Below are 26,105 nucleotides of genomic sequence, written 5' to 3' on the forward strand. Positions count from 1 at the left end.
CGCTGCGGTTATGCTCTGGCTTCCACCCGTTTATGGAACACCGCGTGAGCCCACTCGATCAACCCACGCCCAGCCGCCTGCAGCGCCTTTGGATCAGTGAAACCATCCGCCTGCGCGAGGAACATGCCGGCTCGCTGGAAGACAGCGAAGCCAACCGCCGCGTCCAGGCCCAGGGCGGTACTCTTAGCGAACGCATCCAGGCCCGCGCCTGGATGCTTGCCGAACGTGACGGCCAGGTGCAGGCGCTGCAGCACTGGCTACAGGGCGCGCGTCTGGCTGGATTGCTGCTGGTACTGCTGGCCATCCTCAGTGGCAGCGGCCTGGCGGTGGCGGCATTGGGTGACGGCCTGCGACCGGTCAACGTGTTCTGGGCCCTGGGCAGCCTGCTCGGGCTAAATTTGCTCCTGCTGTTGGGTTGGGCGCTGGGGCTGCTGCTAAGCCGCGATAGCGCAGGCCCCCTCGGCCATCTGTGGTTATGGCTGAGCGCCAAACTCGCCCGCGACGCCCAGGCGGCGCAACTGGCACCTGCATTGCTGCTGATGTTACAGCGCCAGCGTTTGAGCCGCTGGGGCCTGGGCGTACTGGTACAGGGATTCTGGTTGCTGACACTGCTTACCGCGCTGCTGACCCTGCTGGCCCTGCTGGCTACCCGCCGTTACGGCTTCGTTTGGGAAAGCACCCTGCTCGGCGGTGACAGCTTTATCGCCATGACCCAGGCCATCGGCAGCCTGCCCGCACTCCTTGGTTTCAGCCTGCCGGATGCCGAGCTGATCCGCGCCAGCGGCGACAGTGCCCTGGCGAATGAAAGCGCGCGGCTAAGCTGGGCCGGCTGGCTGATGGGCGTGCTGGTGGTTTACGGCGTGCTTCCGCGCCTAGGCCTACTAATGCTGTGCCTGTGGCGCTGGCGCCGAGGCTGTGCAGCGCTGAGCCTGGACCTCAGCCTGCCGGGCTACAGCTTGCTACGCGAACACCTGCAGCCGAGCAGCGAACGCCTCGGCGTTTGCGATGCCGCACCAGCGCAGCTGCATCAACCTCAGACTGGCAGTCACGTAGCAGAAAGCCAGGGAGCGCTACTGGTGGCGATCGAACTGGACCCACAGCGCAGCTGGCCACCCGCCTTGCCCAAGGGCATCGGCGATGCCGGGGTGATCGACAGCCGCGAGCAGCGCAATCAGTTACTCGACCAGCTCAACCGCTTCCCCCCGGCCCGCCTGCTGATTGCCTGCGACCCGCGCCGCTCGCCAGACCGCGGCAGCCTGGCGCTGCTCGGCGAACTGGCGCGCAGCGCAGCTGCCACGCGCATCTGGCTACTGCCACCGCCGCCCGGCGAAGCGCTGGACAGTGCCCGTTTGGGCGACTGGCACCGCGCACTGGAACGACTGCAGCTGAGCTATAGCGACAGCGCGCCGTTCAGCTGGCTGGAGCATGGCCATGACTGATATCGATCAATGCAGGCTATGCGACCTGGGCAGGGTGGATGACGCCTTTTTCATTCACCATCGTGGTTGCTGGATGGGTAAAGCGCCAGCCACCCTACGGAGCCTACGATGAGCCATCCACTGAAACTCGCCGTGGTCGGCCACACCAATGTCGGCAAGACCTCGCTGCTGCGCACCCTGACCCGCGACGTCGGCTTCGGCGAGGTATCCCATCGCCCCAGCACCACCCGCCATGTCGAAGGAGCGCGCCTGTCAGTAGAGGGCGAAGCGCTGCTGGAGCTGTACGACACGCCTGGCCTGGAAGACGCCATCGCTCTGCTGGATTATCTGGAGCGCCTGGATCGCCCCGGTGAACGCCTCGACGGCCCGGCGCGGCTGGCACGCTTTCTCGACAGCAGCGAAGCGCGCCAGCGTTTCGAGCAGGAAGCCAAGGTGCTGCGCCAACTGCTAGCGTCTGACTCAGGGCTCTATGTGATTGATGCGCGCGAGCCGGTGCTGGCCAAATACCGCGACGAACTAGCAGTGCTAACCATGTGCGGCCGGCCTTTGCTGCCAGTACTGAATTTCGTCAACAGCAGCCAACACCGTGAGCCGGACTGGCGCGCCGCCCTGGCCCGCCTAGGACTACATGCCCTAGTGTGCTTCGACAGCGTGGCGCCACCGCTGGATGGCGAACGCCGCCTGTACGACAGCCTGGCACTGCTGCAGGAAAAAGCCCGGCCACAACTGCAGCGCCTGATTGACGACCATCAGGCGCAACGCCAGGCCCGGCGCAGTGCCGCCGCCCGCTTGATCGCCGAACTGCTGCTCGATTGCGCCGCCTGCCGCCGTAGCGTGGTGACCGAGCCGGCACTGGAGCAGGCGGCGATCCGCGAGCTGCGCGAGGTCGTCCGCCAACGTGAGCAACACTGCGTCGAAGCGCTGCTGCGCCTGTACGCCTTCCGCAAGGACGATGCCAAGGCCGCCGAGCTGCCGTTGCTCGACGGCCGCTGGGGTGACGATTTGTTCAATCCGGAAACCCTCAAGCAGCTCGGCATCAATATCGGCGGCGGTATGGCGGCGGGGGCGGCCACCGGAGTCGGCATCGACCTGCTTGTCGGCGGCATCACCCTCGGCGCAGCGGCCGTCGCGGGTGCGCTGCTGGGCGGCGGCGCACAAACCCTGCGCGGCTATGGCGCGCGACTGAAAGGCAAGCTCAAGGGCCAACGCGAGTTAACGGTCGACGACGCCGTGCTGCGCCTGCTCGCCCTGCGACAGCAGCAACTGCTGCAAGCACTGGAAGCCCGCGGCCATGCAGCTGTGGACGCCATAGCCTTGGCCACTCCCCAGGACGTCAGCTGGCGTGAAAGCAAACTACCCGGCGCACTGCACAAGGCCCGCGCCCACCCAGAGTGGTCATCGCTCAACCCGGCAGCACAGCTTGAGCAGAGCGAGCGGGCGTTACAACTCAGCGCACTGGCCACCACCTTGCTAGGCGACGAATAGCCTGCCGCCGCTCAAGGCATGCCCAGATAAAGTCGCTGTAGCTTGAGCCAATCATCCTCACTGACGGCCCGCAGCAATTCCAGATTGATGCGTTCCCGGTAGGGGCTGCCACTGGCCAGGGCAAACGCGTAGGACTGATTCTCGAACGTGCCCGGCAGCAGTCGCAGACCACCCTGGTTCAGCTCGCCATTGCGGTACTGCATGATCGGCAGGTCATACACCACGGCTTCAGCGTCACCTTGCTGCACCGCCTGCATGGCAGCCAGTAGATTCGGATAGTTACTGTGGCGAATACGCTGATTCTCCAGATAGAGCGCACCTGAAGTATTTTCGACGCTCGCCACATGGGCGCGGCGCAAATCCTCAGCGCCCTGGATGCCCCCTTGCAGGTTCCCCACAGTAAGCATGCTTGCGACAGCAGCAGTGAAGGTCGACACCATGATCAAGCCCGCAAACATCCACACCAGCCCAACCAAGCGCCCGCCCAAGGTTACCGGGGCTTTATCGCCATAACCCACGGTGGTCATCGTCACCGCCGCCCACCAGAAACTGGAGCCCAGGCCTTGCACCGGGGTGCCGCCAAACTGCGCTTGGTTATTGTGTCTTTCGAATACCCAAAGCAGGGCCCCGACCAGCAACAGCAATACGGCCAAGCCAAAAATCAGACTGAGAAACTGCCAGGACAACAACCCTCTGAGCACAGTCCAACCGCCCTCACTGACCGATGGCACGCCAATGGCCAAGCCGGTGCGATAAAAAGCGTGGGTAAAGTCAAAACGGTCTTCACGCTCGGCAGTCATGGTCAATGCGCCGACCACTACATCCAGCTTGCCTTCTTCCAGGCTCGGCAATAGCCGCTCGAACGGCATGGGCAGCAGCTCGAACTGATAGCCTGCTTGCTCAGCAACGGTGTTCCATAAGTCGATACTGATGCCACGCCAGCTGCCATCCGGCTCTTTGACCACGAATGGCGGCACCTCGGTGATACCCACACGCAGCACTGGCTCGCTCGGTTCTGCAGCCACGGCATTCAGCCCCAGCAGCATGAGCCACAAGACGATCAGGACTCTCGGCATGCGTTGTTCCCCCAACTAAAAAACCTCAGGGTAACAAAAACTGCCGCGTCATCCGGGGATCAGACCGCCACTGGCGCACTGATGTGCGGATGCGCCTGATAACCCAGCAATTCAAAATCCTCAAACTTGAAGGCCAGAATGTCCTTCACATCAGGATTGAGCTTCATCACCGGCAGCGGCAGCGGCTCGCGACTCAGCTGCAGATCGGTCTGCTCGATATGGTTGGCATATAGGTGGCAGTCGCCGCCAGTCCAGACAAAGTCGCCCGGTTGCAGGCCGCAGACCTGGGCGACCATCAAGGTCAGCAGCGCATAGCTGGCGATATTGAATGGCACGCCGAGGAAGATATCCGCCGAGCGCTGATACAGCTGACAGCTGAGCTTGCCGTCGGCCACGTAGAACTGGAACAGGGCGTGGCACGGCGGCAGGGCCATCTGCTCGACCAGCGCAGGGTTCCAGGCGGAGACGATCAGGCGGCGCGAGTCCGGGTTCTTCTTGATCATCTCGATCAGCTTGCTGATCTGGTCGATCGACTCACCGTTCGGCGCCGGCCAGCTGCGCCACTGGTAGCCATAGACCGGGCCGAGGTCACCGTTTTCGTCGGCCCACTCGTCCCAGATACGCACACCGTTGTCCTTCAGGTACTGGATATTGGTGTCGCCCTGGAGGAACCACAGCAGCTCGTGAATGATCGACTTCAGGTGGCACTTCTTGGTAGTCACCAGCGGAAAGCCGTCGGCCAGGTTGAAACGCATCTGATGGGCGAAGATGCTGTAGGTGCCAGTGCCGGTACGGTCACTCTTGAAGGTGCCGGTGTCGCGCACCAGGCGCATCAGGTCGAGGTACTGCTGCATTACACGGCCTCCTGTGCAGCCTGACGTTTGTAGGCATAGGCGATCAAGCCCAGGCCGCCGAGGACCATCGGCACGCAAAGCACCTGGCCCATGGTCAGCCAGCCGCCGGCCAGATAACCGAGCTGGGCATCCGGCACGCGGACGAATTCGACGATAAAACGGAAGATTCCGTAGCACACGGCAAACATGCCGGACACCGCCATGGTCGGCCGCGGCTTACGCGAGTAGAACCAGAGGATGGTAAACAGCGCCACGCCTTCCAGTGCGAACTGATACAGCTGCGAAGGATGGCGCGCCAGCTGCTGCGGGTCGGTGGGGAAGATCATCGCCCAAGGCACATCGGTGGCCTTGCCCCACAGTTCGGCATTAATGAAGTTGCCGATGCGCCCGGCGCCCAGGCCGATCGGCACCAGCGGGGCGATAAAGTCCATCAGCTCGAAGAAGCTCTTGTTGTTGCGCTTGCCGAACCACCAAGTGGCCAGCATTACGCCGATCAAGCCGCCGTGGAACGACATGCCGCCTTCCCAGATACGCAGCATGCGCACCGGCTCCGCGATATAGGCGGCCAGATCGTAGAACAGCACATAACCGAGACGGCCACCGAGGATCACCCCCATAGCCACCCAGAACACTAGGTCGGAGAGCTTCTCCTTGTTCCAGGTTGGCGCGAAGGCGTTGACCCGGCGCGAGGCCAGCCACCAAGCGCCGCCGATACCGATCAGGTACATCAGGCCGTACCAATGGATTTTCAGCGGGCCGAGGGCCAGTGCAACCGGGTCAATCTGCGGGTAAGGCAGCATTTCAGTTCCTCAGATCAGAAAACTCAGGCCCACGCTAAACAGCAGCAGGGCAAATAGACGCTTGAGCAGGCGCGGCGACAGCTTGTGCGCCAAGCGTGCGCCGACACGGGCAAAGTACATGCTGGGGATGGCAATACCGACCAACGCCGGCAGGTAAACAAAACCCAAGCTCCACTCCGGCAACGCCGGTTTATCCCAGCCCAGCCAGATAAAACTCAGGGCACTGGCTATCGCAATCGGCAAGCCGCAGGCCGACGAGGTGGCCACGGCTTTTTGCATTGGCACGCTGCGCCAGGTCAGAAACGGCACGCTCAATGAACCACCGCCAATCCCGAAAATCGCCGAGGCCCAACCAATCACACCACCAGCCAGGGCCAGCGCGGGCTTGCCTGGGACAGCGCGGCCGGCTTTGGGTTTCAACTCCAGCGCCATTTGCACGGCGATGATGATCGCAAATACGCCGATGATCTTCTGCAGCAGCGGCCCTTGAATCGCGGCGGCGGTCATCGCGCCAAGCCCCGCGCCAAGCAAAATCCCCAGGGTCATCCAGGCAAATACCGGCCACAGCACAGCGCCTTTACGCTGATGTTCAAGCACCGAATTGATCGAGGTAAAGATGATGGTCGCCAGCGAAGTGCCTACCGCCAGGTGCGTCAAAATCGCCGGATCAAAACCCTGAGCAGCAAAACTCAGCACCAACACCGGCACGATGATAATGCCGCCGCCGACGCCAAATAACCCGGCAAGCGTTCCAGCTGCAGCCCCCAGGACCAAATACAGCAGCAGTTCCATCAGCACCCCCGCAAACAATCCGGCATGGTAACGGATGCACAGGGCCGGACTCTACTTTGCGCGATGGATGTCCGCCCGAGCTTTGCGTAAAGTGCCAACATCGCTTGTGGAATACACCAACATGCGCCCGACCCTGTACCTGAAACTGAGCTGTAACCAGATGCACCTGACGCATCTGCAAAGTGACCGCACGCTGCACCTGCAGGCTGATCCCGCGTTCAGTAATCAGCGCCTGCTGGTGGCAGATTTTGCCGCGGCGCAGCAACTGCTGCAGCGCGGCATCGATGAAATCCTACCCAAGCGTTTTCTGCGCCTGAGCCGGCCGCCGCAGCTGCTGATTCAACCGTTGGAGCACCTGGAGGGAGGCCTGTCGCAGGTCGAAGAGCGCATCCTGCTGGAACTTGGCCTCGGCTGCGGCGCGCGCAAGGTGCGCCTGCACCTGGGCAACGAGCTGGACAACGCCGGCGTGCTGGCTAAGTTAAGGAGCTAATCCATGTGCCTGATTGTCCTGGCCTGGCGCCCGGGCCATGCCCAGCCACTGCTGCTGGCCGCCAACCGTGATGAGTTCTATGAGCGTCCGGGCCAGCCCCTGGCCGAGTGGCCCGATGTACCGGGGGTGATAGCCGGTCGCGACCTGCAGGCCGGCGGCACCTGGCTAGGCGTCGGCCCTGGCGGGCGCTTTGCCGCCCTGACGAATATTCGCGACCCCGGACAGGCTCAAGGCAACCGCTCACGGGGCGAGCTGCCGGTAGCCTTTCTCACCAGCAACCACAGCATCGAAGATTTTCTGCATGAGCTGCACGAACAACGCCGGCACTACAGTGGCTTCAACCTGCTGCTCGGTGACAGCCAGCAGCTCTGGCACTTCAATTCCCTGACAGGACGCGCCAGGCCCCTGGCAGAAGGCGTATACGGTCTGTCGAATGCTGACCTGGACACGCCTTGGCCCAAGCTGCAGCGGGCCAAGCAGGCGCTGCACAATGGCTTGCATGAGCCACACCCGCAGATGCTGCTCAAGCTGCTGGCCGACCCCACCCGCGCGACGGACGCCGAGCTACCACAAACCGGCATCGGCCTGACCGGCGAACGCCTGTTGTCCAGCATATTTATTGCCAGCGTCACCTACGGCACCCGCGCCAGCACCGCATTGGTCGTTAATGCTGACGGCAGCCGCGTGCTAGCCGAGCGTACGTTCGGCAGCCATGGTGTATGTCTGGGAGAGGCTGTGTTGACTTGCTGATGTGGAGATCAGCAAGTCTCAGGCCTGAATATCCGATGCCGGATTGATCATACGACCCAGGCCAAGGTTGCGTAGGGCCAGTTGCAGGGTGCTATGAATCACCTGCGGATTGTCGATGCCCATCACCTGGCCGAGCAACTCCTGGGCTTTGCCCATGCTGATCTGCCGCAGCAGCCATTTCACCTTGGGCAGGTTGGTGGCGTTCATCGACAGGCCATCGAAGCCCATAGCCATCAACAACACGGCGCACGCCGGGTCACCGGCCATCTCACCGCAGATACTCACCGGCTTGCCTTCGGCATGCGCGCCGGCCACTACAAGGCGCAGTGCCTGCAACACCGCAGGGTGGAGGAAGTCGTAGAGATCGGCGACCCGCGGGTTGTTACGGTCCACGGCCAACAGGTACTGGGTCAAGTCATTCGAGCCGACCGAGAGGAAGTCGACCTGCCGCGCCAGCTCGCGCACTTGATAAACCGCCGCTGGAATCTCGATCATCACCCCGACCGGTGGCAGCGGTACATCGGTGCCTTCGTCGCGCACTTCACCCCAGGCGCGATGAATCAGGTGCAGCGCTTCTTCCAGCTCCTGAATGCCGGAAATCATCGGCAGCAGGATGCGCAGATTATTCAGCCCTTCACTGGCTTTGAGCATGGCGCGGGTCTGCACCAGGAAGATTTCCGGGTGGTCGAGGGTCACGCGGATGCCGCGCCAGCCGAGGAAGGGGTTATCTTCCTTGATCGGGAAATAGCTCAGCGCCTTGTCGCCACCGATATCCAGGCTGCGCATGGTCACCGGCAGCGGATGGAAGGCGGCCAGCTGCTCGCGATAAATCGCCAGCTGTTCCTTCTCGCTAGGGAAGCGCTCCTTGATCATAAACGGCACTTCGGTGCGATACAGGCCAACGCCTTCGGCGCCGCGCTCCTGGGCACGTTTTACATCGGCAAGTAGACCGGTGTTAACCCACAACGGCATACGGTGGCCATCGAGGGTTTCGCAGGGCAAGGCACGCAGCGCGTCGAGGCCCTGGGCCAGCTGGCGCTCTTCCTCGACCACTTCAGCGTATTGCTTGCGCAACACTTCGCTGGGGTTGGTGAATACCTCACCGTGGTAGCCGTCGACGATCAGCTGAATGCCATCGATCTTCGAGTACGGCAGATCGACCACGCCCATGACAGTGGGGATGCCCATGGCACGAGCAAAGATCGCCACATGCGAGTTGCCCGAGCCCTGCACCGAAATCAAGCCGACCAGCTTGCCTTCCGGCACTTCACCAAGCATCGCCGGCGACAGCTCTTCGCTGACCAGTATGCAGTTGTCCGGGTAGACCAGCGTTTGCTGACGCGCCTGCTGCAGATAGGCGAGCAGGCGCCGGCCGAGGTCTTTGACGTCGCTGGCGCGCTCGCGCAGGTAGGCGTCGTCCATCAGCTCGAAACGATTGATGTGCTCGCCAATCACCTGACGCAGTGCGCCCTGGGCCCACTGGCCGGTGCGGATGACCTTGACCACCTCGTTACCCAGAGCGGCGTCTTCCAGCATCATCAGGTACACGTCGAACAGCGCGCGCTCTTCCGGGCGCAACTGAGTGGCCATCTTCGCCGACAGCGCGCGCATGTCGCTGCGCACCCCTTCCAGGGCGTTATTGAATAAGGCCAGCTCGGCGGCGATGTCAGAGACGGTTTTATCTGGCACCACTTCCAGATCCGCTGGCGGCAAAACCACCACAGCAGTACCCACAGCAGCACCGGGCGAGCCCGGCACGCCGACGAACTTGGCTTCTTGAATGCCCTTGCCTTGCCGGCCCAGGCCGCGAATCGAGCCCGTGGCCTCGGCATGGGCGATAACCCCGGCGAGCTGGGCGCTCATGGTCACCAGAAAGGCTTCTTCGCCCTCGTCGAATTGACGCTGTTCTTTCTGCTGGATAACCAATACACCCATCACCTTGCGGTGGTGAATGATCGGCGCACCCAGGAAAGAGGCGTAACGCTCCTCACCGGTTTCGGCAAAGTAGCGGTAGCGCGGGTGTTCGGAGGCGTGTTCGAGGTTAAGCGGTTCTTCTCGGGTGCCGACCAGGCCGACCAGCCCCTCGTTGGGCGCCATGCTGACCTTGCCGATGGCTTTCTTGTTCAAGCCCTCGGTAGCCATCAGCACGAAGCGATTGCTTTCCGGGTCAAGCAGATAAACCGAGCAGACCTGACTGCCCATGGCCGCGCGCACCCGCTGCACGATAATGCCCAGCGCCGCCTTGAGGTCCTTGGCGGCATTTACTTCCTGGACAATCTTGCGCAGCGTATTGAGCATGCTTGGCTCTAGCCTGTGTCAGTCCCGCGCCAAGAGGCGCGGAGCGAGTTCCTTGAGGGCGCGACGGTATACCTCGCGCTTGAATGTCACCACCTGGCCCAGCGGGTACCAGTAACTGACCCAGCGCCAGCCATCAAACTCCGGCTTGCCGGTCAGGTCCATGCGCACCCGATCTTCTGTTCCGGTCAAACGCAGGAGAAACCACTTCTGTTTTTGCCCGATACACAGCGGTTGGCTGTGCGTGCGCACCAGGCGCTGAGGCAGACGATAACGCAACCAGCCCCGGGTACAGGCGAGAATTTTCACATCCTGCTGCTCCAGGCCTACTTCTTCGTTCAATTCGCGGTACAGCGCTTCTTCTGGCGACTCATGGTCATTGATCCCGCCTTGCGGGAACTGCCAAGCGTCCTGGTTTATCCGACGCGCCCACAGCACCTGGCCGACATCATTGGTCAGAATGATGCCAACATTGGGGCGAAAACCATCGGAATCGATCACGGCACACAACCTCGTAAACGCCTAAATTTAAGACATGAGGCATTGTTCCACAAAGGCCGCGGCAGCAGCAACGCGAGCGGCCCGTGTAATAGGAAAGCCTTATAAAAGCCGTTATTCTGGCCGCCTTTCGTGGCTGGCTATCAAAGGTGCTCCCGTGCGTTTGGCTTTATTCGATCTCGACAACACCCTGCTCGGCGGCGACAGCGATCACGCCTGGGGCGATTACCTGTGTGAGCGCGGCATCCTCGACGGCATTGCCTATAAAGCGCGCAACGATGACTTCTATCAGGACTACCTGGCCGGCCGCCTGAATATCAACGACTACCTGAATTTCAGTTTGGAAATTCTTGGCCGCACAGAAATGGCCCAGTTGGAGCAGTGGCACCGCGAGTTTATGCGCGACTGCGTCGAGCCGATCATCCTCGCCAAGGGCGAAGCCCTACTGGCCGAGCACCGCGAAGCCGGCGACAAGCTGATGATAATCACCGCAACCAACCGTTTTGTTACCGCGCCGATTGCCGCACGCCTGGGCGTCGATACCCTGCTGGCCACCGAATGCGAAATGGCCGACGGCCGCTACACCGGACGCACCACCGATGTGCCGTGCTTTAAGGAAGGCAAGGTCACCCGCCTCAATCGCTGGCTCGGCGAAACCGGCCTGAGCCTGACTGATAGCAGCTTCTACAGCGACTCAATGAATGACCTGCCACTGCTGGAACAGGTCACCCGCCCGTTTGCCGTAGACCCCGATCCCAATCTGCGCGCCGAAGCAGAGAAACGCGGCTGGCCGGTTATCTCACTGCGCTAACCCTCCCGTAAAAACGCCGCCTGATCAGGCGGCGTTTTTATTTGGCGTTGCGTTAAGAACCTGATCAGGCCGGCTTGGCCCCCATCAGCCCCATAATCACAAGCAACAGCAACAGGATCAGTCCGGCATAGGCCGCGCAGAAACGCAGCAGGCTAGCCGGTGCAGGGCTGTCGCCCAAGGCCTGCCACACCCCCAGACGGCCATTGAGCAGCAGACCGAACAACACCAGCACACCGAACAGCACGCTACTAGCCAGCAACCAGGTCTGCCCCAGCGAGAAGCCCGCCAGATTCACCAGCCACCAGCCGCTGACCGGCAGGCTCAACGCCAACAGGCCGAATACCGGCAAACTGATCAGCCGGGTGCGTTTGAGCTTGCGCTGCAGCACCGCGCGATCGCCACTACGCGACGCCTTCCACAGCATAAACACGTGCGCCAGCACGCCCAGCAACAACAGCACGCCCGGTGCGCTGTGGAGAATTTTCAGCAGTTGGTAATGTTCCATCGATCAGCTCCTGCCGATTAACCTAAAAAGAGTTTGTACGCCGGGTTGTCGCTCTCATCCCAATAGGGGTAGCCGATGGCTTCCAGCGCCGCCGGTACAAGGTGACGTTCCGCGTGCGGCACTTGCAGGCCCGCCACCACGCGACCATCGGCCGCGCCGTGATTACGGTAATGGAACATCGAGATATTCCAGCGCCCACCCAATTTCTGTAAGAAATTGAACAGCGCGCCCGGGCGCTCAGGAAACTCGAAACGGTAGACGCACTCATCCGGCACCGCTGCGGCATGACCACCGACCATATGGCGGATATGCAGCTTGGCCAGCTCGTTGTCAGTCAGGTCCAGCACCGGAAAGCCCTGCTCACGCAGGCCCTGCACCAGCAACGCACGCGGGTCGTTTTCCGGGTGGGTCTGCACGCCGACAAAGATGTGCGCCTCTTTATCCTCGTGGTAGCGGTAGTTGAACTCGGTGATCTGCCGCTTGCCGATGGCTTCGCAGAACGCCTTGAAGCTGCCCGGCTGTTCAGGGATGGTCACGGCGATGATCGCTTCACGCTTCTCGCCCAGCTCGGCGCGCTCGGCGACGTGGCGCAGGCGGTCGAAGTTGACGTTGGCACCGGAATCGATGCCGACCAGCACCTGGCCGCGGCAGCCTTCACGCTCGACGTATTTCTTGATCCCGGCCACACTCAGCGCGCCGGCCGGCTCGGTGATCGAGCGGGTGTCGTCGTAAATGTCCTTGATCGCCGCACAGATCTCGTCGGTGCTGACGGTGATCACCTCGTCGACATAGTCCTTGCACACATCGAAGGTGTGCTGGCCGATCTGCGCCACCGCCACGCCATCGGCAAACAGCCCGACCTGCGGCAATACCACGCGCTCGCCGGCGGCCATGGCGGCCTGCAGGCAGTTGGAGTCATCCGGCTCGACGCCGATGATCTTGATTTCCGGGCGCAGGTATTTCACATAAGCGGCGATACCCGCGATCAGGCCGCCGCCACCGACTGGTACGAAGATCGCATCGAGCTGACCCGGCTGCTGACGGAGGATTTCCATCGCCACCGTGCCCTGCCCTGCAATAGTGTGCGGGTCATCGTAGGGGTGGATATAGATGTAGCCCTTCTCATCGACCAGCTTCAGCGAATAGGCCAGCGCCTCGGGAAAACTGTCTCCATGCAGCACCACCTTGCCGCCGCGCGAGCGCACACCCTGCACCTTGATCTCCGGGGTGGTCTTGGGCATCACGATGGTGGCTTTTACCCCCAGAACCTTGGCCGCCAGTGCCAGGCCCTGGGCATGGTTGCCGGCCGAGGCGGTGACCACGCCACGCGCCTGCTCCTCAGCAGAGAGCTGCGCCAGCTTGTTGTAGGCGCCGCGAATCTTGAATGAGTACACCGGCTGCAGGTCTTCTCGCTTAAGCAGAATCTGGTTGCCCAGCCGCTCGGAAAGCTGGTTGGCAGCTTGCAGCGGAGTTTCCACCGCCACGTCATAAACGCGCGAGGTGAGGATCTTCTTGACGTACTGTTCGAGCATGGCGGGCATCGCAGGCGGCTTTTCAAAGAGTCAGCGAGTCTACCCCAGCCCCGCGCTGAACGACCATACAAGGCACGGGGTTTTCCCGGCCGAAGGTCCGCTAACTGGCCAGCCGCGCTATAATTCGCGCCTTTCCTCACTCTCACACCAGGCCCCACGATGACCCAGGATCAACTCAAGCAAGCCGTCGCCCAGGCTGCCGTCGACTTTATTCTCCCCAAACTCGACGCCAAGAGTGTGATCGGAGTCGGCACCGGCTCCACCGCCAACTGCTTTATCGACGCCCTGGCCAAACACAAGATGGAATTCGACGGCGCCGTCGCCAGCTCCGAAGCCACCGCCGCACGCCTCAAAGGCCACGGCATTCCGGTGTATGAGCTGAACACCGTCAGCGACCTGGAGTTCTATGTCGATGGCGCCGACGAGAGCGACGAGCACCTCAACCTGATCAAGGGCGGCGGCGCGGCCCTGACCCGCGAAAAGATCGTCGCAGCGGTGGCGCAGACCTTTATCTGTATCGCCGACGCCAGCAAGCTGGTGCCTGTCCTGGGGGCCTTCCCACTGCCCGTGGAAGTGATTCCCATGGCGCGCAGCCATGTGGCTCGCCAACTGGTCAAACTCGGTGGCGACCCGGTGTACCGCGAAGGCGTGGTGACCGACAACGGCAATATCATCCTCGACGTGTTCAACCTGTCGATCACCAACCCGGCCGAGCTGGAAAGCCAGATCAACGCAATCGTCGGCGTGGTCACCAATGGCCTGTTCGCCGCCCGCCCGGCCGATCTGTTACTACTCGGCACCGCTGAAGGCGTAAAAACTCTCAAGCGTGCTTGAGGCCTCGGACGGCGAAAGCTGGCAGCTGTGCAAAAATGGATCAAGTCGGCAGACAGTTCACGCCCGCGGCGTCATGCTGCCGGCATTGCTTAGTTACCAGGATCCTAAGGGAGCTTTATGTCCGCATTTGTCTCATCCGCCCATGATCGCCAGCTGGAGCTCGCCGACCTTCTGCGTGAGCTGGTTGCCCAGGGCCGGACCAATCAGGACAATGCCGAACAATGCCTGGCGATCCGCCGCAGCGCGGTCAGCAATCAGCAACATCCACTGGAATTTCTCGCTGCCCAGCAACTCGATGACTTGAAGAACCCAGGCAAAAAACTTGACCTTGAAAGGTTGACCGCCTGGCTCGCGGAACAATGCGGGCAGCCCTTCTTGCGCATCGACCCGCTCAAGATTGATGTCGCCGCCATCACCCCGCTGATGTCTTACGCCTTTGCTCAACGCCACAAGATTCTTGCTGTGGCGGTGGACAACGACAGCGTGACTATCGCCAGCAGCGAGCCGCTGGTGCACAGCTGGGAGGCCAACCTGACCCATGTGCTCAAACGCCCGATCAAACGCGTGGTAGCCAGCCCGACGGATATTCAGCGATTTACCGTAGAGTTTTACCGCCTGGCCAAATCGGTCAGCGGCGCCTCGGCTGGCGACAGCAAGATCAGCGGCGTGGGCAACTTTGAGCAACTACTTAATCTCGGCGCCCAGGACCAAGAGCCCGACGCCAACGACGCGCATATCGTCAATATTGTCGACTGGCTGTTCCAGTACGCCTTCACCCAACGGGCCAGCGATATTCATATCGAGCCACGTCGCGAACAGGGCAGCGTGCGTTTCCGCATCGACGGCGTATTGCACACCGTCTACCAATTCCCGCCCCAGGTGACCATGGCCATTGTCAGCCGTCTGAAAAGCCTGGGGCGGATGAACGTCGCGGAGAAACGCAAACCGCAGGACGGTCGGGTCAAGACCAAGACCCCGGACGGCGGCGAGGTGGAGCTGCGCCTGTCGACTCTGCCCACCGCGTTTGGCGAAAAGATGGTGATGCGGATTTTCGACCCGGAAGTGCTGCTGAAAAGCTTCGACCAGCTGGGCTTCTCCGCTGATGACCTGAAGCGCTGGAAGAGCATGACCAGCCAGCCCAACGGCATCATCCTGGTCACCGGGCCGACTGGATCGGGCAAGACCACCACGCTATACACCACGCTCAAGCAACTGGCCACGCCGGAAGTAAACCTCTGCACCATCGAAGACCCAATCGAGATGGTCGAACCGGCCTTCAACCAGATGCAGGTGCAACACAATATCGACCTGACCTTCGCTAGCGGCGTACGCGCGCTGATGCGCCAGGACCCGGACATCATCATGGTCGGCGAAATCCGCGACCTGGAAACCGCCGAAATGGCGATCCAGGCGGCGCTCACCGGCCACCTGGTCCTCTCCACCCTGCACACCAACGACGCGCCCAGCGCCATCACCCGCCTGCTGGAACTGGGCGTGCCGCACTACCTGCTCAAGTCCACCCTGCTCGGCGTAATGGCGCAGCGCCTGGTGCGCACCCTATGCCCACATTGCAAGGCACCGCAGACACTGGATGAAGACGACTGGCAAAGCCTGACCAAACCCTGGAACGCACCGTTACCAACCCAGGCCTGCAGCGCTGTCGGCTGCCTGGAATGCCGCGACACCGGCTACCGCGGACGCGCTGGGGTGTATGAGATCATGCTAATCAATGACGCGATGAAGCCGCTGATCACCGCCGACACCGACCTGATTGCCCTGCGTCGGCATGCGTTCAAGGAAGGCATGCGCAGCCTGCGCCTGTCCGGCGCGCAGAAGGTCGCCGCTGGCCTGACCACCATCGAGGAAGTGCTGCGGGTCACTCCGCAGAGCGAGCAGAAATAGCCTTAATGATCTGCTGCGCGTCGGCCCTGCTGCGTTGAAAACAGGCTCGGAATGCTCATTTACAACAGTAAACTCCGCTTCCTCGCCTGTTTTCGCCTTGCATGACTCTAGCTCGCGAGATCATGAGCTGGCTCTCAGCCTTCCCCGACACGACTCAACGTCGCCACCCGCTGCGGCTTGCACTCCAGATAGGTAGAGGCCTGCAACCAGCGTTGATTGGAGTGCCAGGCGAAGAGAAACTGCCCGCCCTTCAGCTGGTCGACCACCATCCGCGCCACTTCCGGACGCACCGCCGGGCAACCCAGGCTACGTCCGATACGACCCTGTTTAGCGACCCAGAGTGGGTTCACATAACCGGCACCATGAATGACGATGGCGCGCTCGCGGGCCAGATCATTCAACCCAGGCTCCAGGCCATCCATACGCAGGGAATAGCCGTGCTTGCCACTGTAGCTTTCTGCGGTGCGGAACAGACCCAGGCTGGATTGGTGGCTACCCAGGCGATTGGAAAACACCTCGGCAAAGTTCTCACCGGATTTTCGACCGTGGGCAACAAAATCGCGCAGCAGCAGACGCTTGCGCTGCAGATCGAATATCCACAAACGCCGCTCGGTAGACGGCCGCGAATAATCGATTACGGCCAGGCGCCGCGCAGGTTCGGCACCATGATTGACCGCACACTGCATAGCCGCCAGGGCATGACGCAGTGCCTGCTGATTAAGCCCGGGAGCAATCCGCGTCAGATCCTTGAGCAGCCCATCCTGCTCGGCTGCGCTCGCCGAGAACGGCATATAAGCCAGCCACAACCCAATTAGGCAGAATCTGCCAAGGCGTCCAAACATTGTGTAATTACCTCAAGGTACGGACGTCCTGTCACAAGATCCAACTACGGCCTGTCTATACTTTTGTGTTAAATCCCACCTACGGGATTCTATTCAGAGCCAAGGACTGGAGCAGTAGATTGTTCAAAAAACGCACACTCTACCTGAGCGCTGCTCTGCTCGCCCTGCCATTGGTCGCCAGTACCGACGCTGCGCCCTTTACCAGCAACCTTGATCTGCGCCCATTGCTGGTCCAGTTGCCGCAGCGTTGCAGCCCATTGCCGATAAGCCTAGACGAGAATGCCCAGCGCCTACTGCAGGCTTTTTATGCCCAGCGCGACGGCCAACCTGTATGGCAGAACAGCGAGCAGCTCCTGCAATTGCGCGAGCAACTGGCGCAACTGGCCGATGACGGCTTGCAGCCCAGTGACTATGCGCTGCCCAATCTGGTTGCGGAAAGCTTCGCCGAGCAGCGCGACTGCGCGGAACTGCTGACCAGCCACAGCTATCTGCAGGCCCTGCTGCATCTGCGTCGCGGCCGCTTGCTGCAACAGCGCTTGGAACCGCTGTGGCAAGCGCCAGGGCAGACTAACCCAGACCCACAACTGGCGACCCTCTCACTGGCGTTGCTGTATGTGCATATGCCGGCGGCGGCCTTTGCCAGTGCGCGGCCTGCGACAGTGCAATACCAACGATTGCGTAGCGCCTATGCGCAACAACGTCTGCAGCCGCTGCAGGAGTGGGCAACGCTGGCTAGCGGGCCACAGCTCAAACCCGGCGGCAAAGATTCACGGCTGCCAGAATTGCGCGCACGCCTGATCGCCCAGGGCTACCTGGCTGCACCGTTAGCTGATCTGGGCAATACCTATGATCTGGCTACGCAAAGCGCCCTGGAGAATTTTCAGCGCGACCACAGCCTCAACCCGGATGGCATTCTCGGTCCCGCCAGCCTGAGCGAGCTGAATATCAGCCCTCAGCTGCGCCGCGAACAACTGCGCGTCAATCTCGAACGCCTGCGCTGGCTGGCCGACACCATGGGCGATGCCGAAGTGCTGATCAATGTCGCGGCCGCTGAAGTCCAGGTACGGCGCAACAACCAGCTGCTGTGGCGCACCCGTACCCAGGTCGGTCGCGCCGAACGGCAAACGCCGCTGCTCGCCTCGAGCATTGTGCGGCTGACCCTTAACCCGACCTGGACCGTGCCGCCGACCATCCTGCGCGAAGACAAACTGCCAGCCATTCGCGACGACATCGGCTACCTCGAACGCCAGCAGATGAGCGTGTTTGACCGCGACGGCAACCTGCTCGACCCACACAGCATCGATTGGGAAAACCCGGGGCCGATCCGTCTGCGCCAGTCGGCTGGCAGCCACAACCCGCTCGGCCGGGTAGCAGTGCGCTTCGACAATCCATTCGCGGTTTACTTGCACGACACCCCTAGCCAGCAGCTGTTCAGCAAGGCCCCACGTGCGTTCAGCTCCGGCTGCGTACGGGTCGAGGCTGTCGACACCCTGCTCGCCTGGCTGCTCACCCCGGATGAGCTGAGCAGCGTGCAGACACGCATCGCCAGCGGCGAAACCCAGCAATACCGCCTGCAACGTCCGGCACCGCTGCTGATTGCCTACTGGACGGTCGAAGCCACTAAGGATGGAGCCCTGCGCTACTATCCGGACATCTACGCGCGCGACGCGCGCCTGGTCAAAGCCTTGACGCCAAGCGTGCATTGATCGGCAGCCATGACCGTTGATCGGTGCACTCTGCAACGGCATCGACAGCAGTGCCAACGCCAACTGTGCTTAGATATCTGAACAGCTAATCCGCTGACTAAAAACCGCCAAGGAATCGCACCACATGGAAATCGGCAGCGTCATTTTTCTATTCGTCGGCCTCGCCGTCGCCATCGTATTTATGGGCTTCAAGGTTGTACCGCAGGGCTTCGAATGGACAGTGGAACGCTTCGGCCGCTACACCAACACCCTCAAGCCTGGCCTGAACATCATCGTGCCGGTGATGGACAAGATCGGCCGCAAGCTCAATGTGATGGAAAACGTGCTGGATATTCCGCCGCAGGAAGTGATCACCGCCGATAACGCCACGGTACAAATCGACGCCATCTGCTTCTTCCAGATCATCAACTCGGCCCAGGCGGCGTACGAGGTGAACAACCTTGAGCACGCCATCCGCAACCTGGTGATGACCAATATCCGTACCGTGCTCGGCTCCATGGAGCTGGACGCCATGCTCGGCCAGCGCGACGCGATTAATGAGCGCCTGCTGCGCACCGTCGATGAAGCCACAGCACCCTGGGGCATCAAGATCACCCGCATCGAGATCAAGGACATCAGCCCGCCCGCCGACCTGATGGCGGCCATGTCCGGGCAGATGAAAGCCGAGCGGATCAAGCGTGCACAGATTCTCGAAGCCGAAGGCCTGCGCGCCGCTGCCATTCTCACGGCCGAAGGGCAGAAGCAGGGCGACATCCTCAAAGCCGAAGGCCAGCGCCAGGCCGCCTTCCTCGAAGCCGAAGCGCGCGAACGCGCCGCCCAGGCGGAAGCCGAAGCCACACGCATGGTTTCCGAAGCCATCGCCAGCGGCAACGTGCAGGCGGTCAACTACTTCGTCGCGCAGAAGTACATCGAAGCCCTCGGCCAACTGGCCAGCGCCAACAACAGCAAGGTCATCCTGATGCCGCTGGAAGCTAGCCAGGTCATTGGTGCAGTGGGCGGCATCAGCGAAATTGTCAAAGCCACCTTCGGCGAGAAGAAGGGTTAAACCATGTGGGACTTTTTACAGCACCTGTCGTACTGGAACTGGCTGGCGTTCGGCACCCTGTTGCTGATCCTCGAAGTGTTCGGTGCCGGTGGCTATTTGCTGTGGATCGGTCTGGCCGCCGCCAGCGTCGGCCTGTTGACCTTTATCTTCCCGGGCCTGCCGTGGGCCGTGCAATTCATCCTGTTCGGGGTGCTCTCGATACTCACAGCCGTGTTCTGGTGGCAGCGCCAACGCAGCGCCGCCAAGCCTTCCGACCAGCCAGGGCTGAACCAGCGCGGCAGCGAATTCGTCGGCCGCACCTTCGTCCTGCACGAAGCGATCAATGGCGGACGCGGCAAGATCAAGGCCGGTGACAGCCTGTGGCTGGTGATCGGCAGTGATCTGCCCGCAGGTACGCCGGTGCGCGTAGTTGGCCAAGATGGCGTGCTATTGCGAGTTGAGGCCGAACAAGCAAGTTAAGCCTTACGAGGTGACCAGATGATCGAATGGCGTGTAATTCTGGCCACTGCGCTGCTGCTCAGCAGCGGTTGCAGCCTGCTCAAGCTGGACAAAGAGATGCAGCAGGCCCGCCAGGAACTGCTACTGATTCCCGGCCAACTGCAGACCTCGGACTCCGGGCGCAGCGCCCTGGTCGCGCTGCTTGACGCGCAGGGCAAGCTGGTCAACTACCGCGTCGCTGCACCTGGCGAGCTGTTCTATTTCACCGAAGCGCCGGCCACCTACCAGTTGCTGGCATTCGATGACCGCAACGGCAACTTTATCCTCGACAGCGATGAACCCCGTCACTGGCTCGCCAAGGCGCAAAGCGCGCCACTTAGTGTGCAGCCAGAACCGGACGAGCGGGCACGTTTGAGCCGGCTCAACCCGCTACGCCTTGCCGCCACCGACCTGCAACCGGCCCCCGCACTGGATCTCAGCCTCAAGGTCCTCTACCACGAGCAACCGCGCATGCAGAGCAACTACCTGCAGCCGGTCAGCTTCGATGACCCGCGCTTCAGCGATGCAAACATACGGCTAGGTGCCTGGCAACCGCTGAGCTTTATGCGCGAGCTGGGCTACGGCCTCTATCTGCTCGAACCTTGGGATGAGGACAAGGAGCCGATCATCCTGGTGCACGGTATCAACTCCTCACCGCGCGACTGGCAGGAGCTGGCCGCCAATCTCGACCTGCAACGTTATCAGTTGGTGCTCTACCACTTCCCCAGCGGCCTGCCGCTGAACAACAGCGCCTATATGCTCAGCCTCGGCATACGTGATTTGCAGATGCGCCACACACCGACGCGCCTGCATGTATTCGCCCACAGCATGGGCGGCCTGGTCGCACGCCATGCACTGCAGCTGTTGAGTGATGACGAGAATCAGCGGCTCTGTCTGTTTATCACCCTATCGACGCCCTGGGCTGGCCACCCCTCGGCGGCCCGCGGGGTGCGCGACGTGCCGTTGGATATTCCGGTATGGCGCGATATGGCGCCGGGCAGCCGTTACCTGCAAGACCTGTTCGCCACCCCACTGCCGACGCATATGCGCCAATGGTTGCTGGTCAGTTACGCCGGCAACACGCGCCTGTTGCCCGAACCCAACGACGGCACAGTGCCGCTGGCCAGCGAACTACGCACCGCCGCGCAGGACGAAGCCGAACGTCTGTATCTGCTCGACGAAACCCACACCAGCATCCTCAATAGCAAACGCAGCAATGCACTGCTTGAGCGCGCGCTGAACAGCCTGCCGGCACAGGGCTGCAAGACAGTGGCGACTGACTAGCCGTAGCCGCCACCGTAAGCCGACGAGCACAAAAACAAACAAGCCTCGACAATGCGAGGCTTGTTGGCAGAGCAGGTGCGACTTAAGCGTCGCTGTCGGCGCTGGCCTTGTAGGCAGCCGCATCGAGCAGTTTGTCCAGTTCGCTGACGTCGCTCGGCTTGAGCTTGAAGAACCAGCTGCCATACGGGTCGCTGTTGACGCTTTCCGGGCTGTCGGCCAGGCCGTCGTTGATCGCGATCACTTCACCGGAGACCGGTGCGTAGATGTCGGACGCGGCCTTGACCGATTCCACCACCCCGGCTTCCTGACCGGCATTCAGGGTCTTGCCGACTTCCGGCAGCTCGATGAATACCACATCACCCAGGGCTTCCTGTGCGTGATCGGAAATGCCTACGGTCACGCTGCCATCGGCTTCCAGGCGCGCCCACTCGTGGCTGGCGGCGTAACGCAGATCGGCGGGGATATTGCTCATGTGTCGTTCCTCATCTGACATGACGGCGACCACGCCGTCATGGAAATTTAGCAGGCCTTGGCCATACCGAAAGAAAGTCTTTAAAAACCTGGCGCACCGCTGCAAAACGGTGCGTTCTCGACCATCCATGGCCAGCTCAAGGCTTAGATCAGCGCCTTGCCGTTACGCACAAAAGTTGGCTTGACGACCCGCACCGGGTACCACTTGCCGCGGATCTCCACCTCGGCACGTTCATTAGTCGCTGCCGGCACGCGGGCCAAGGCGATGGATTTACCCAGGGTCGGCGAGAAGCTGCCGCTGGTGATCTCGCCTTCGCCCACCCCTTCAACCCGCACCACCTGGTGGGCGCGCAACACACCGCGCTCCTCCAGCACCAGACCGACCAACTTGGAGCCAACACCTTCGGCTTTCTGCTTCTGCAGCGCGGCGCGGCCAACAAATCCACGGCTGGCCGGCTCCCAGGCGATGGTCCAAGCCATATTGGCGGCCAGCGGGGTAACGCTTTCGTCCATGTCCTGGCCGTAGAGGTTCATCCCAGCTTCCAGGCGCAGAGTGTCGCGCGCACCCAGGCCAATCGGGGAAATCCCGGCGCCGACCAGTTCATTGAGGAAGGCCACCACTTCGCTGGCCGGCAGCATAATTTCCAGGCCGTCTTCGCCGGTGTAACCGGTGCGGGCGATAAACCACTCGCCATCGGGCTGACCTTCGAATGGTTTGAGGCTCTGAATCAGGTTGGCGCGCGAATGGCTGACCAGCTCGGCGGTCTTGCTGCGCGCGTGCGGGCCTTGAATGGCCAGCATCGCCAGCTCGGCGCGCTCTTGCAGCTGCACGTCAAAATCGACGCTCTGCAGACGCATCCAGGCCAGGTCCTTGTCGCGGGTCGAGGCATTCACCACCACGCGATAACCGGCGTCGGTCAGGTACACGATCAGGTCGTCCACCACGCCGCCCTGCTCGTTGAGCATACCGCTGTAGAGCGCTTTGCCGACGCTTTGCAAGCGTTCGATGTCGTTGGCCAGCAGGTGTTGCAAGTAGGCCTTGGCCTGGCTGCCGGTCACGTCCACCACAGTCATGTGCGACACATCGAACACCCCGCAGTCGCGACGCACCTGGTGGTGCTCCTCGACCTGCGAGCCATAATGCAACGGCATGTCCCAACCGCCGAAGTCGACCATTTTGGCACCCAGAGCGAGGTGCAGGTCATAAAGCGGTGTGCGCTGTCCCATAAGTGTCTCCTTGCGGGCTGGGCAGTGCAGCGGCAACCCGGCTGAGCCCACACAATCGGGCACTGGCACGGGCTATCAAGATGATCGGCCGCTGCGAATGGCGCGCATTGTAGCCGCAACACCGGGGGCGGTCATCTTGGTCTTGCCTGTACTGAAGACGCCTGGCGGGTTACACCGCTACACGGCTAACCCACCCTACCCGTGACGCCGCGCCGAACGGCGGATCAGCAGAATCACCGGCAACAGCCCGACCAGCACCAGGGTCAGAGCCGGCAGCGCGGCGCGCGCCCACTCGCCTTCACTGGTCATTTCAAACACTCGCACCGACAGCGTGTCCCAGCCAAAGGGGCGCATCAGCAGGGTGGCGGGCATTTCCTTGAGCACATCGACAAACACCAGCAGCGCAGCCGACAGCGCACCCGGCACCAGCAGGGGCAGATACACCTTGAAGAACAATCCGACGCCACCAACCCCCAAGCTGCGCGAGGCTTCCGGTAAGGAGGGGCGGATGCGTGCCAAACTGTTTTCCAACGGGCCGTAGGCCACCGCCATAAAGCGGATCATATAAGCCAACAGCAGCGCCGACAGGCTGCCGAGCAGCACCGGCTTGCCTGCACCGCCCAGCCAGCTGGACAGTGGAATCACCAGTTCGCGGTCCAGGTAACTGAACGCCAGCATAATCGCCACCGCCAGCATCGAGCCCGGCAGGGCATAACCCAGGTTGGCCACACCGACGGTCGAACGCATCAGCCGTGTCGGTGCCATACGCCGCGCGAAAGCCAGCAGCAAAGCCACGCTGACGGTGATAAGTGCTGCCATCGCGCCCAGGTAAAGGGTGTGCAGGATCAAGGCGCTGTAGCGCTCATCCAGATCGAAACGGCCGCGCTGCCAGAACCAGACAATCAGCTGCAGCACCGGGATGACAAAACCGCAGGCGAACACCAGGCCGCACCAAGTGCTGGCAGCCAGCGCTTTACCGCCCTTGAGGTGATACAGCGCCTTGCTACGCGCCCGCTCATTCACCGGGCGTACCGCACCGCGAGCGCGGCGCTCGCCGTAGAGCACCAGCATCACCGCCAGCAGCAGCAGGCTAGCCAGTTGAGTGGCGCTGGTCAGGCTGTAGAAGCTGTACCAGGTCTTGTAGATGGCGGTGGTAAAGGTGTCGAAGTTGAACACCGAGACCGCGCCGAAATCCGCCAGGGTTTCCATGATTGCCAACGCCAGACCGGCACCAATCGCCGGACGCGCCATTGGCAGGGCGACGCGCCAAAATGCGCGCCAGGGGCTCAGGCCGAGCACCCGCGCAGCCTCCATCAGGCCCTTGCCCTGGGCCAGAAAGGCATTGCGCGCGAGCAGGTAAACGTAGGGGTAGAACACCAGCACCAGAACGATGATCACCCCGCCAGTGGAACGCACCCGGGGAAAGCGCACATCACTGCCGAACCACTCGCGTAGCAAGGTTTGCAGCGGGCCGGCAAAATCCAGCAGGCCGACAAACACAAACGCCAGCACATAGGCGGGAATGGCAAACGGCAGCATCAGCGCCCAGTCCAGCCAGCGCCGGCCGGGAAATTCACAAAGGCTGGTGAGCCAGGCCAGGCTGACACCGAGCAACGTCACGCCAATACCCACACCAAAAACCAGCACCAGTGTATTACCGAGCAGACGCGGCAACTGGGTTTGCCACAGGTGCGCCCAGATCTGCTGGTCGACCTCGTGCCAGCTAAACATCAGCACGCTCAGCGGCAGCAGCACCAGCAAGGCAACGGCAAAGGCGATGGGGTACCAGCGGCGCTGGGCGGGATGGGCCACGCAGAGTCCTCTACAGCGGAAAAGACAACGCCCCGCAAAGGCGGGGCGTCGGCAGTATAAAGCCAGCGCGTTGCAGGGTGGAAAACCGTGACGGCTTTTCCACCTGCCGGCTTAGCCCTGGCTTAGTTCCAGCCAGCGCGATCCATCAGCATGGTGGCTTCAGCCTGGCGCTTGCCGGCCACTTCGGTGGCGATCGAGTCAGCTTTGAAAGTGCCCCAAGCCGCGACTTCGTCGGATGGTGCAACCGCCGGGTTGGCCGGGTACTCCTGGTTGACGCCGGCGAAAATCGCCTGGGCTTCGGCAGTGGTCATCCACTCCAATAGCTTCTGCGCAGCTTCTGCATGCGGGGCGTGCTTGGTCACACCGGCCCCGGCCAGGTTGACGTGCACGCCACGGTCGTTCTGGTTCGGCCAGTACGGCTTAACTTTCAGGTCAGGCTGCTGCTTGTGCAGGCGACCGTAGTAGTAGGTATTGGTAATACCCACATCGCACTGTCCGGCATCGATGGCCTGCAGCAGCGCAGTGTCATCGGCGAACACGTCAGTGGCCAGGTTGTTGACCCAGCCCTTGACGATTTCTTCGGTTTTGGCCGCGCCATGGGTTTCGATCAGGGTGGCAGTCAGCGACTGGTTGTAAACCTTCTTGCTGGTACGCAGGCACAGGCGGCCTTCCCAGTTTTTGTCGGCCAGGGCTTCATAGGTGCTCAGCTCGCTCGGTTTAACCCGCTCGGTGGAGTAGAAAATGGTCCGCGCGCGCAGCGACAGACCGGTCCAGCTGTCGGTGCTGGAGCGGTACTGAGCTGGAATATTGGCCGTGATCACTTCGGATTTGGTCGGTTGCAGTACGCCTTCTTGCTCGGCTTGCCAGAGGTTACCAGCGTCCACAGTGATCAACATGTCGGCCGGAGTATTGGCCCCCTCAGCCTTCAGGCGCGCCAGCAGCGGTGCTTCCTTGTCAGTGATGAATTTCACCGGCACACCGGTCTTAGCGGTGTAGGCATCGAACACCGGCTTGATCAGCTCGTCGATACGTGCGGAGTAAACCACCACCTCATCAGCGGCCTGTGCGGTGCTAGCCAACGCAGTGAGAGAGAGTGCGGCGAACAAACCTTTGCTGACCTGCATGGAGATTGCCTCTTTGTATAGACGAGTTAAGGTGCCAAATAGTAGTGAATGGTA

At 61.8% G+C, this 26,105-nt stretch carries 24 protein-coding genes; 11 read left to right on the top strand and 13 right to left on the bottom strand.

Translation table 11 applies throughout. The features are described from left to right. Positions 1-44: 44 nt before the first annotated feature. Together AACX99_RS01015 and AACX99_RS01020 are read left to right on the top strand one after the other, a co-directional pair. Positions 45-1,439 carry a DUF2868 domain-containing protein gene (locus AACX99_RS01015; protein WP_339408989.1) on the top strand — a complete coding sequence of 465 codons (1,395 nt, stop codon included), beginning with the start codon at positions 45-47 and terminating at the stop codon, positions 1,437-1,439. A 108-nt stretch (positions 1,440-1,547) separates the two neighbouring features. Beyond that, the gene (locus AACX99_RS01020) at positions 1,548-2,924 is read left to right on the top strand and encodes a DUF3482 domain-containing protein (protein ID WP_339408990.1); all 1,377 of its coding nucleotides are present in this window, start codon (positions 1,548-1,550) and stop codon (positions 2,922-2,924) included. Positions 2,925-2,935: 11 nt separating this feature from the next. On the opposite strand, the gene AACX99_RS01025 is transcribed toward AACX99_RS01020, so the two are convergent. Genes AACX99_RS01025 through AACX99_RS01040 form a run of 4 tightly spaced genes read right to left on the bottom strand, consistent with a single transcriptional unit; the run spans position 2,936 to position 6,446 of the window. Then, positions 2,936-4,000, bottom strand: a complete 1,065-nt coding sequence (locus AACX99_RS01025; RefSeq protein WP_339408991.1) for a transporter substrate-binding domain-containing protein — start codon at positions 3,998-4,000, stop codon at positions 2,936-2,938. A 59-nt stretch (positions 4,001-4,059) separates the two neighbouring features. Continuing rightward, positions 4,060-4,854, bottom strand: coding sequence for a thymidylate synthase (locus tag AACX99_RS01030; protein WP_339408992.1), 795 nt, complete (start codon positions 4,852-4,854; stop codon positions 4,060-4,062). After that, positions 4,854-5,654, bottom strand: coding sequence for a prolipoprotein diacylglyceryl transferase (lgt, locus tag AACX99_RS01035; RefSeq protein WP_339408993.1), 801 nt, complete (start codon positions 5,652-5,654; stop codon positions 4,854-4,856). Before lgt ends, AACX99_RS01030 begins: the two co-directional genes overlap by 1 nt. A 9-nt stretch (positions 5,655-5,663) precedes the next feature. Continuing rightward, positions 5,664-6,446, bottom strand: a complete 783-nt coding sequence (locus AACX99_RS01040; RefSeq protein ID WP_339408994.1) for a sulfite exporter TauE/SafE family protein — start codon at positions 6,444-6,446, stop codon at positions 5,664-5,666. 121 nt (positions 6,447-6,567) lie between these two features. Between AACX99_RS01040 and AACX99_RS01045 the strand changes: the two genes are divergently transcribed. Next, the gene (locus tag AACX99_RS01045; RefSeq protein WP_339408995.1) at positions 6,568-6,936 is read left to right on the top strand and encodes a hypothetical protein; all 369 of its coding nucleotides are present in this window, start codon (positions 6,568-6,570) and stop codon (positions 6,934-6,936) included. Positions 6,937-6,939: 3 nt separating this feature from the next. After that, positions 6,940-7,686 (top strand): NRDE family protein, encoded by a 747-nt coding sequence (locus tag AACX99_RS01050; protein ID WP_339408996.1) that lies wholly within the window; start codon positions 6,940-6,942, stop codon positions 7,684-7,686. 18 nt (positions 7,687-7,704) lie between these two features. Here the strand turns inward: AACX99_RS01050 and ptsP are convergent, their stop codons facing one another. Both ptsP and AACX99_RS01060 read right to left on the bottom strand, forming a co-directional pair. Continuing rightward, a complete protein-coding gene (gene ptsP, locus AACX99_RS01055) occupies positions 7,705-9,984 on the bottom strand; it encodes a phosphoenolpyruvate--protein phosphotransferase (RefSeq protein ID WP_339408997.1) in 2,280 nt (759 codons plus the stop codon). 18 nt (positions 9,985-10,002) lie between these two features. Beyond that, on the bottom strand, positions 10,003-10,482 hold the full coding sequence (locus AACX99_RS01060) for an RNA pyrophosphohydrolase (protein ID WP_339408998.1): 480 nt from the start codon (positions 10,480-10,482) through the stop codon (positions 10,003-10,005). A gap of 154 nt (positions 10,483-10,636) precedes the next feature. On the opposite strand from AACX99_RS01060, the gene AACX99_RS01065 reads away from it, so the two are divergent. Then, a complete protein-coding gene (locus AACX99_RS01065; RefSeq protein WP_339408999.1) occupies positions 10,637-11,290 on the top strand; it encodes an HAD family hydrolase in 654 nt (217 codons plus the stop codon). A 64-nt stretch (positions 11,291-11,354) separates the two neighbouring features. Here the strand turns inward: AACX99_RS01065 and AACX99_RS01070 are convergent, their stop codons facing one another. Together AACX99_RS01070 and ilvA are read right to left on the bottom strand one after the other, a co-directional pair. Continuing rightward, on the bottom strand, positions 11,355-11,795 hold the full coding sequence (locus AACX99_RS01070) for a DUF2269 family protein (protein WP_339409000.1): 441 nt from the start codon (positions 11,793-11,795) through the stop codon (positions 11,355-11,357). A 17-nt stretch (positions 11,796-11,812) separates the two neighbouring features. Further along, complete coding sequence (gene ilvA, locus AACX99_RS01075) at positions 11,813-13,327, bottom strand: threonine ammonia-lyase, biosynthetic (RefSeq protein WP_339409001.1); 1,515 nt, start codon at positions 13,325-13,327, stop codon at positions 11,813-11,815. A gap of 159 nt (positions 13,328-13,486) precedes the next feature. Here ilvA and rpiA point away from each other — a divergent pair, with 159 nt between their 5' ends. Next, positions 13,487-14,161, top strand: coding sequence for a ribose-5-phosphate isomerase RpiA (rpiA, locus tag AACX99_RS01080; protein ID WP_339409002.1), 675 nt, complete (start codon positions 13,487-13,489; stop codon positions 14,159-14,161). Positions 14,162-14,278: 117 nt separating this feature from the next. After that, the gene (locus AACX99_RS01085; protein ID WP_339409003.1) at positions 14,279-16,063 is read left to right on the top strand and encodes a GspE/PulE family protein; all 1,785 of its coding nucleotides are present in this window, start codon (positions 14,279-14,281) and stop codon (positions 16,061-16,063) included. Between the two features lie 134 nt (positions 16,064-16,197). Here the strand turns inward: AACX99_RS01085 and AACX99_RS01090 are convergent, their stop codons facing one another. Beyond that, entirely contained in the window at positions 16,198-16,854 is a 657-nt protein-coding gene (locus AACX99_RS01090) for a murein L,D-transpeptidase catalytic domain family protein (RefSeq protein ID WP_339409004.1), read from the bottom strand. A gap of 170 nt (positions 16,855-17,024) precedes the next feature. Between AACX99_RS01090 and AACX99_RS01095 the strand changes: the two genes are divergently transcribed. The 4 genes from AACX99_RS01095 (at position 17,025) to AACX99_RS01110 (ending at position 21,417) form a co-directional block, all read left to right on the top strand. Continuing rightward, on the top strand, positions 17,025-18,611 hold the full coding sequence (locus AACX99_RS01095; RefSeq protein ID WP_339409005.1) for a L,D-transpeptidase family protein: 1,587 nt from the start codon (positions 17,025-17,027) through the stop codon (positions 18,609-18,611). A gap of 124 nt (positions 18,612-18,735) precedes the next feature. Then, entirely contained in the window at positions 18,736-19,656 is a 921-nt protein-coding gene (locus tag AACX99_RS01100) for an SPFH domain-containing protein (protein ID WP_339409006.1), read from the top strand. Positions 19,657-19,659: 3 nt separating this feature from the next. Continuing rightward, on the top strand, positions 19,660-20,115 hold the full coding sequence (locus AACX99_RS01105) for an NfeD family protein (protein ID WP_339409007.1): 456 nt from the start codon (positions 19,660-19,662) through the stop codon (positions 20,113-20,115). 18 nt (positions 20,116-20,133) lie between these two features. After that, complete coding sequence (locus tag AACX99_RS01110) at positions 20,134-21,417, top strand: esterase/lipase family protein (RefSeq protein ID WP_339409008.1); 1,284 nt, start codon at positions 20,134-20,136, stop codon at positions 21,415-21,417. Positions 21,418-21,499: 82 nt separating this feature from the next. On the opposite strand, the gene gcvH is transcribed toward AACX99_RS01110, so the two are convergent. The 4 genes from gcvH to AACX99_RS01130 all read right to left on the bottom strand — a co-directional run bounded on the left by gcvH (position 21,500) and on the right by AACX99_RS01130 (position 26,051). Then, positions 21,500-21,889, bottom strand: coding sequence for a glycine cleavage system protein GcvH (gene gcvH, locus AACX99_RS01115; RefSeq protein WP_339409009.1), 390 nt, complete (start codon positions 21,887-21,889; stop codon positions 21,500-21,502). Between the two features lie 143 nt (positions 21,890-22,032). Next, on the bottom strand, positions 22,033-23,115 hold the full coding sequence (gene gcvT / locus AACX99_RS01120) for a glycine cleavage system aminomethyltransferase GcvT (protein WP_339409010.1): 1,083 nt from the start codon (positions 23,113-23,115) through the stop codon (positions 22,033-22,035). Positions 23,116-23,310: 195 nt separating this feature from the next. Further along, positions 23,311-24,927 (bottom strand): ABC transporter permease, encoded by a 1,617-nt coding sequence (locus tag AACX99_RS01125; RefSeq protein ID WP_339409011.1) that lies wholly within the window; start codon positions 24,925-24,927, stop codon positions 23,311-23,313. Positions 24,928-25,049: 122 nt separating this feature from the next. After that, the gene (locus AACX99_RS01130; RefSeq protein ID WP_339409012.1) at positions 25,050-26,051 is read right to left on the bottom strand and encodes an extracellular solute-binding protein; all 1,002 of its coding nucleotides are present in this window, start codon (positions 26,049-26,051) and stop codon (positions 25,050-25,052) included. Positions 26,052-26,105 lie beyond the last annotated feature (54 nt).

It is taken from the genome of Pseudomonas sp. EA_35y_Pfl2_R5 (assembly GCF_963970805.1).
Lineage (GTDB): Bacteria > Pseudomonadota > Gammaproteobacteria > Pseudomonadales > Pseudomonadaceae > Aquipseudomonas.

Excerpts from the sequence above, each read along its gene's own strand:
- AACX99_RS01020 (WP_339408990.1), top strand. The coding sequence starts at position 1,548 with ATGAGCCATCCACTGAAACTCGCCGTGGTCGGCCACACCAATGTCGGC.
- AACX99_RS01025 (WP_339408991.1), bottom strand. The coding sequence starts at position 4,000 with ATGCCGAGAGTCCTGATCGTCTTGTGGCTCATGCTGCTGGGGCTGAAT.
- AACX99_RS01030 (WP_339408992.1), bottom strand. The coding sequence starts at position 4,854 with ATGCAGCAGTACCTCGACCTGATGCGCCTGGTGCGCGACACCGGCACC.
- lgt (WP_339408993.1), bottom strand. The coding sequence starts at position 5,654 with ATGCTGCCTTACCCGCAGATTGACCCGGTTGCACTGGCCCTCGGCCCG.
- AACX99_RS01040 (WP_339408994.1), bottom strand. The coding sequence starts at position 6,446 with ATGGAACTGCTGCTGTATTTGGTCCTGGGGGCTGCAGCTGGAACGCTT.
- AACX99_RS01045 (WP_339408995.1), top strand. The coding sequence starts at position 6,568 with ATGCGCCCGACCCTGTACCTGAAACTGAGCTGTAACCAGATGCACCTG.
- AACX99_RS01050 (WP_339408996.1), top strand. The coding sequence starts at position 6,940 with ATGTGCCTGATTGTCCTGGCCTGGCGCCCGGGCCATGCCCAGCCACTG.
- ptsP (WP_339408997.1), bottom strand. The coding sequence starts at position 9,984 with ATGCTCAATACGCTGCGCAAGATTGTCCAGGAAGTAAATGCCGCCAAG.
- AACX99_RS01070 (WP_339409000.1), bottom strand. The coding sequence starts at position 11,795 with ATGGAACATTACCAACTGCTGAAAATTCTCCACAGCGCACCGGGCGTG.
- ilvA (WP_339409001.1), bottom strand. The coding sequence starts at position 13,327 with ATGCTCGAACAGTACGTCAAGAAGATCCTCACCTCGCGCGTTTATGAC.
- rpiA (WP_339409002.1), top strand. The coding sequence starts at position 13,487 with ATGACCCAGGATCAACTCAAGCAAGCCGTCGCCCAGGCTGCCGTCGAC.
- AACX99_RS01085 (WP_339409003.1), top strand. The coding sequence starts at position 14,279 with ATGTCCGCATTTGTCTCATCCGCCCATGATCGCCAGCTGGAGCTCGCC.
- AACX99_RS01090 (WP_339409004.1), bottom strand. The coding sequence starts at position 16,854 with ATGCCGTTCTCGGCGAGCGCAGCCGAGCAGGATGGGCTGCTCAAGGAT.
- AACX99_RS01100 (WP_339409006.1), top strand. The coding sequence starts at position 18,736 with ATGGAAATCGGCAGCGTCATTTTTCTATTCGTCGGCCTCGCCGTCGCC.
- AACX99_RS01105 (WP_339409007.1), top strand. The coding sequence starts at position 19,660 with ATGTGGGACTTTTTACAGCACCTGTCGTACTGGAACTGGCTGGCGTTC.
- AACX99_RS01110 (WP_339409008.1), top strand. The coding sequence starts at position 20,134 with ATGATCGAATGGCGTGTAATTCTGGCCACTGCGCTGCTGCTCAGCAGC.
- gcvH (WP_339409009.1), bottom strand. The coding sequence starts at position 21,889 with ATGAGCAATATCCCCGCCGATCTGCGTTACGCCGCCAGCCACGAGTGG.
- gcvT (WP_339409010.1), bottom strand. The coding sequence starts at position 23,115 with ATGGGACAGCGCACACCGCTTTATGACCTGCACCTCGCTCTGGGTGCC.
- AACX99_RS01130 (WP_339409012.1), bottom strand. The coding sequence starts at position 26,051 with ATGCAGGTCAGCAAAGGTTTGTTCGCCGCACTCTCTCTCACTGCGTTG.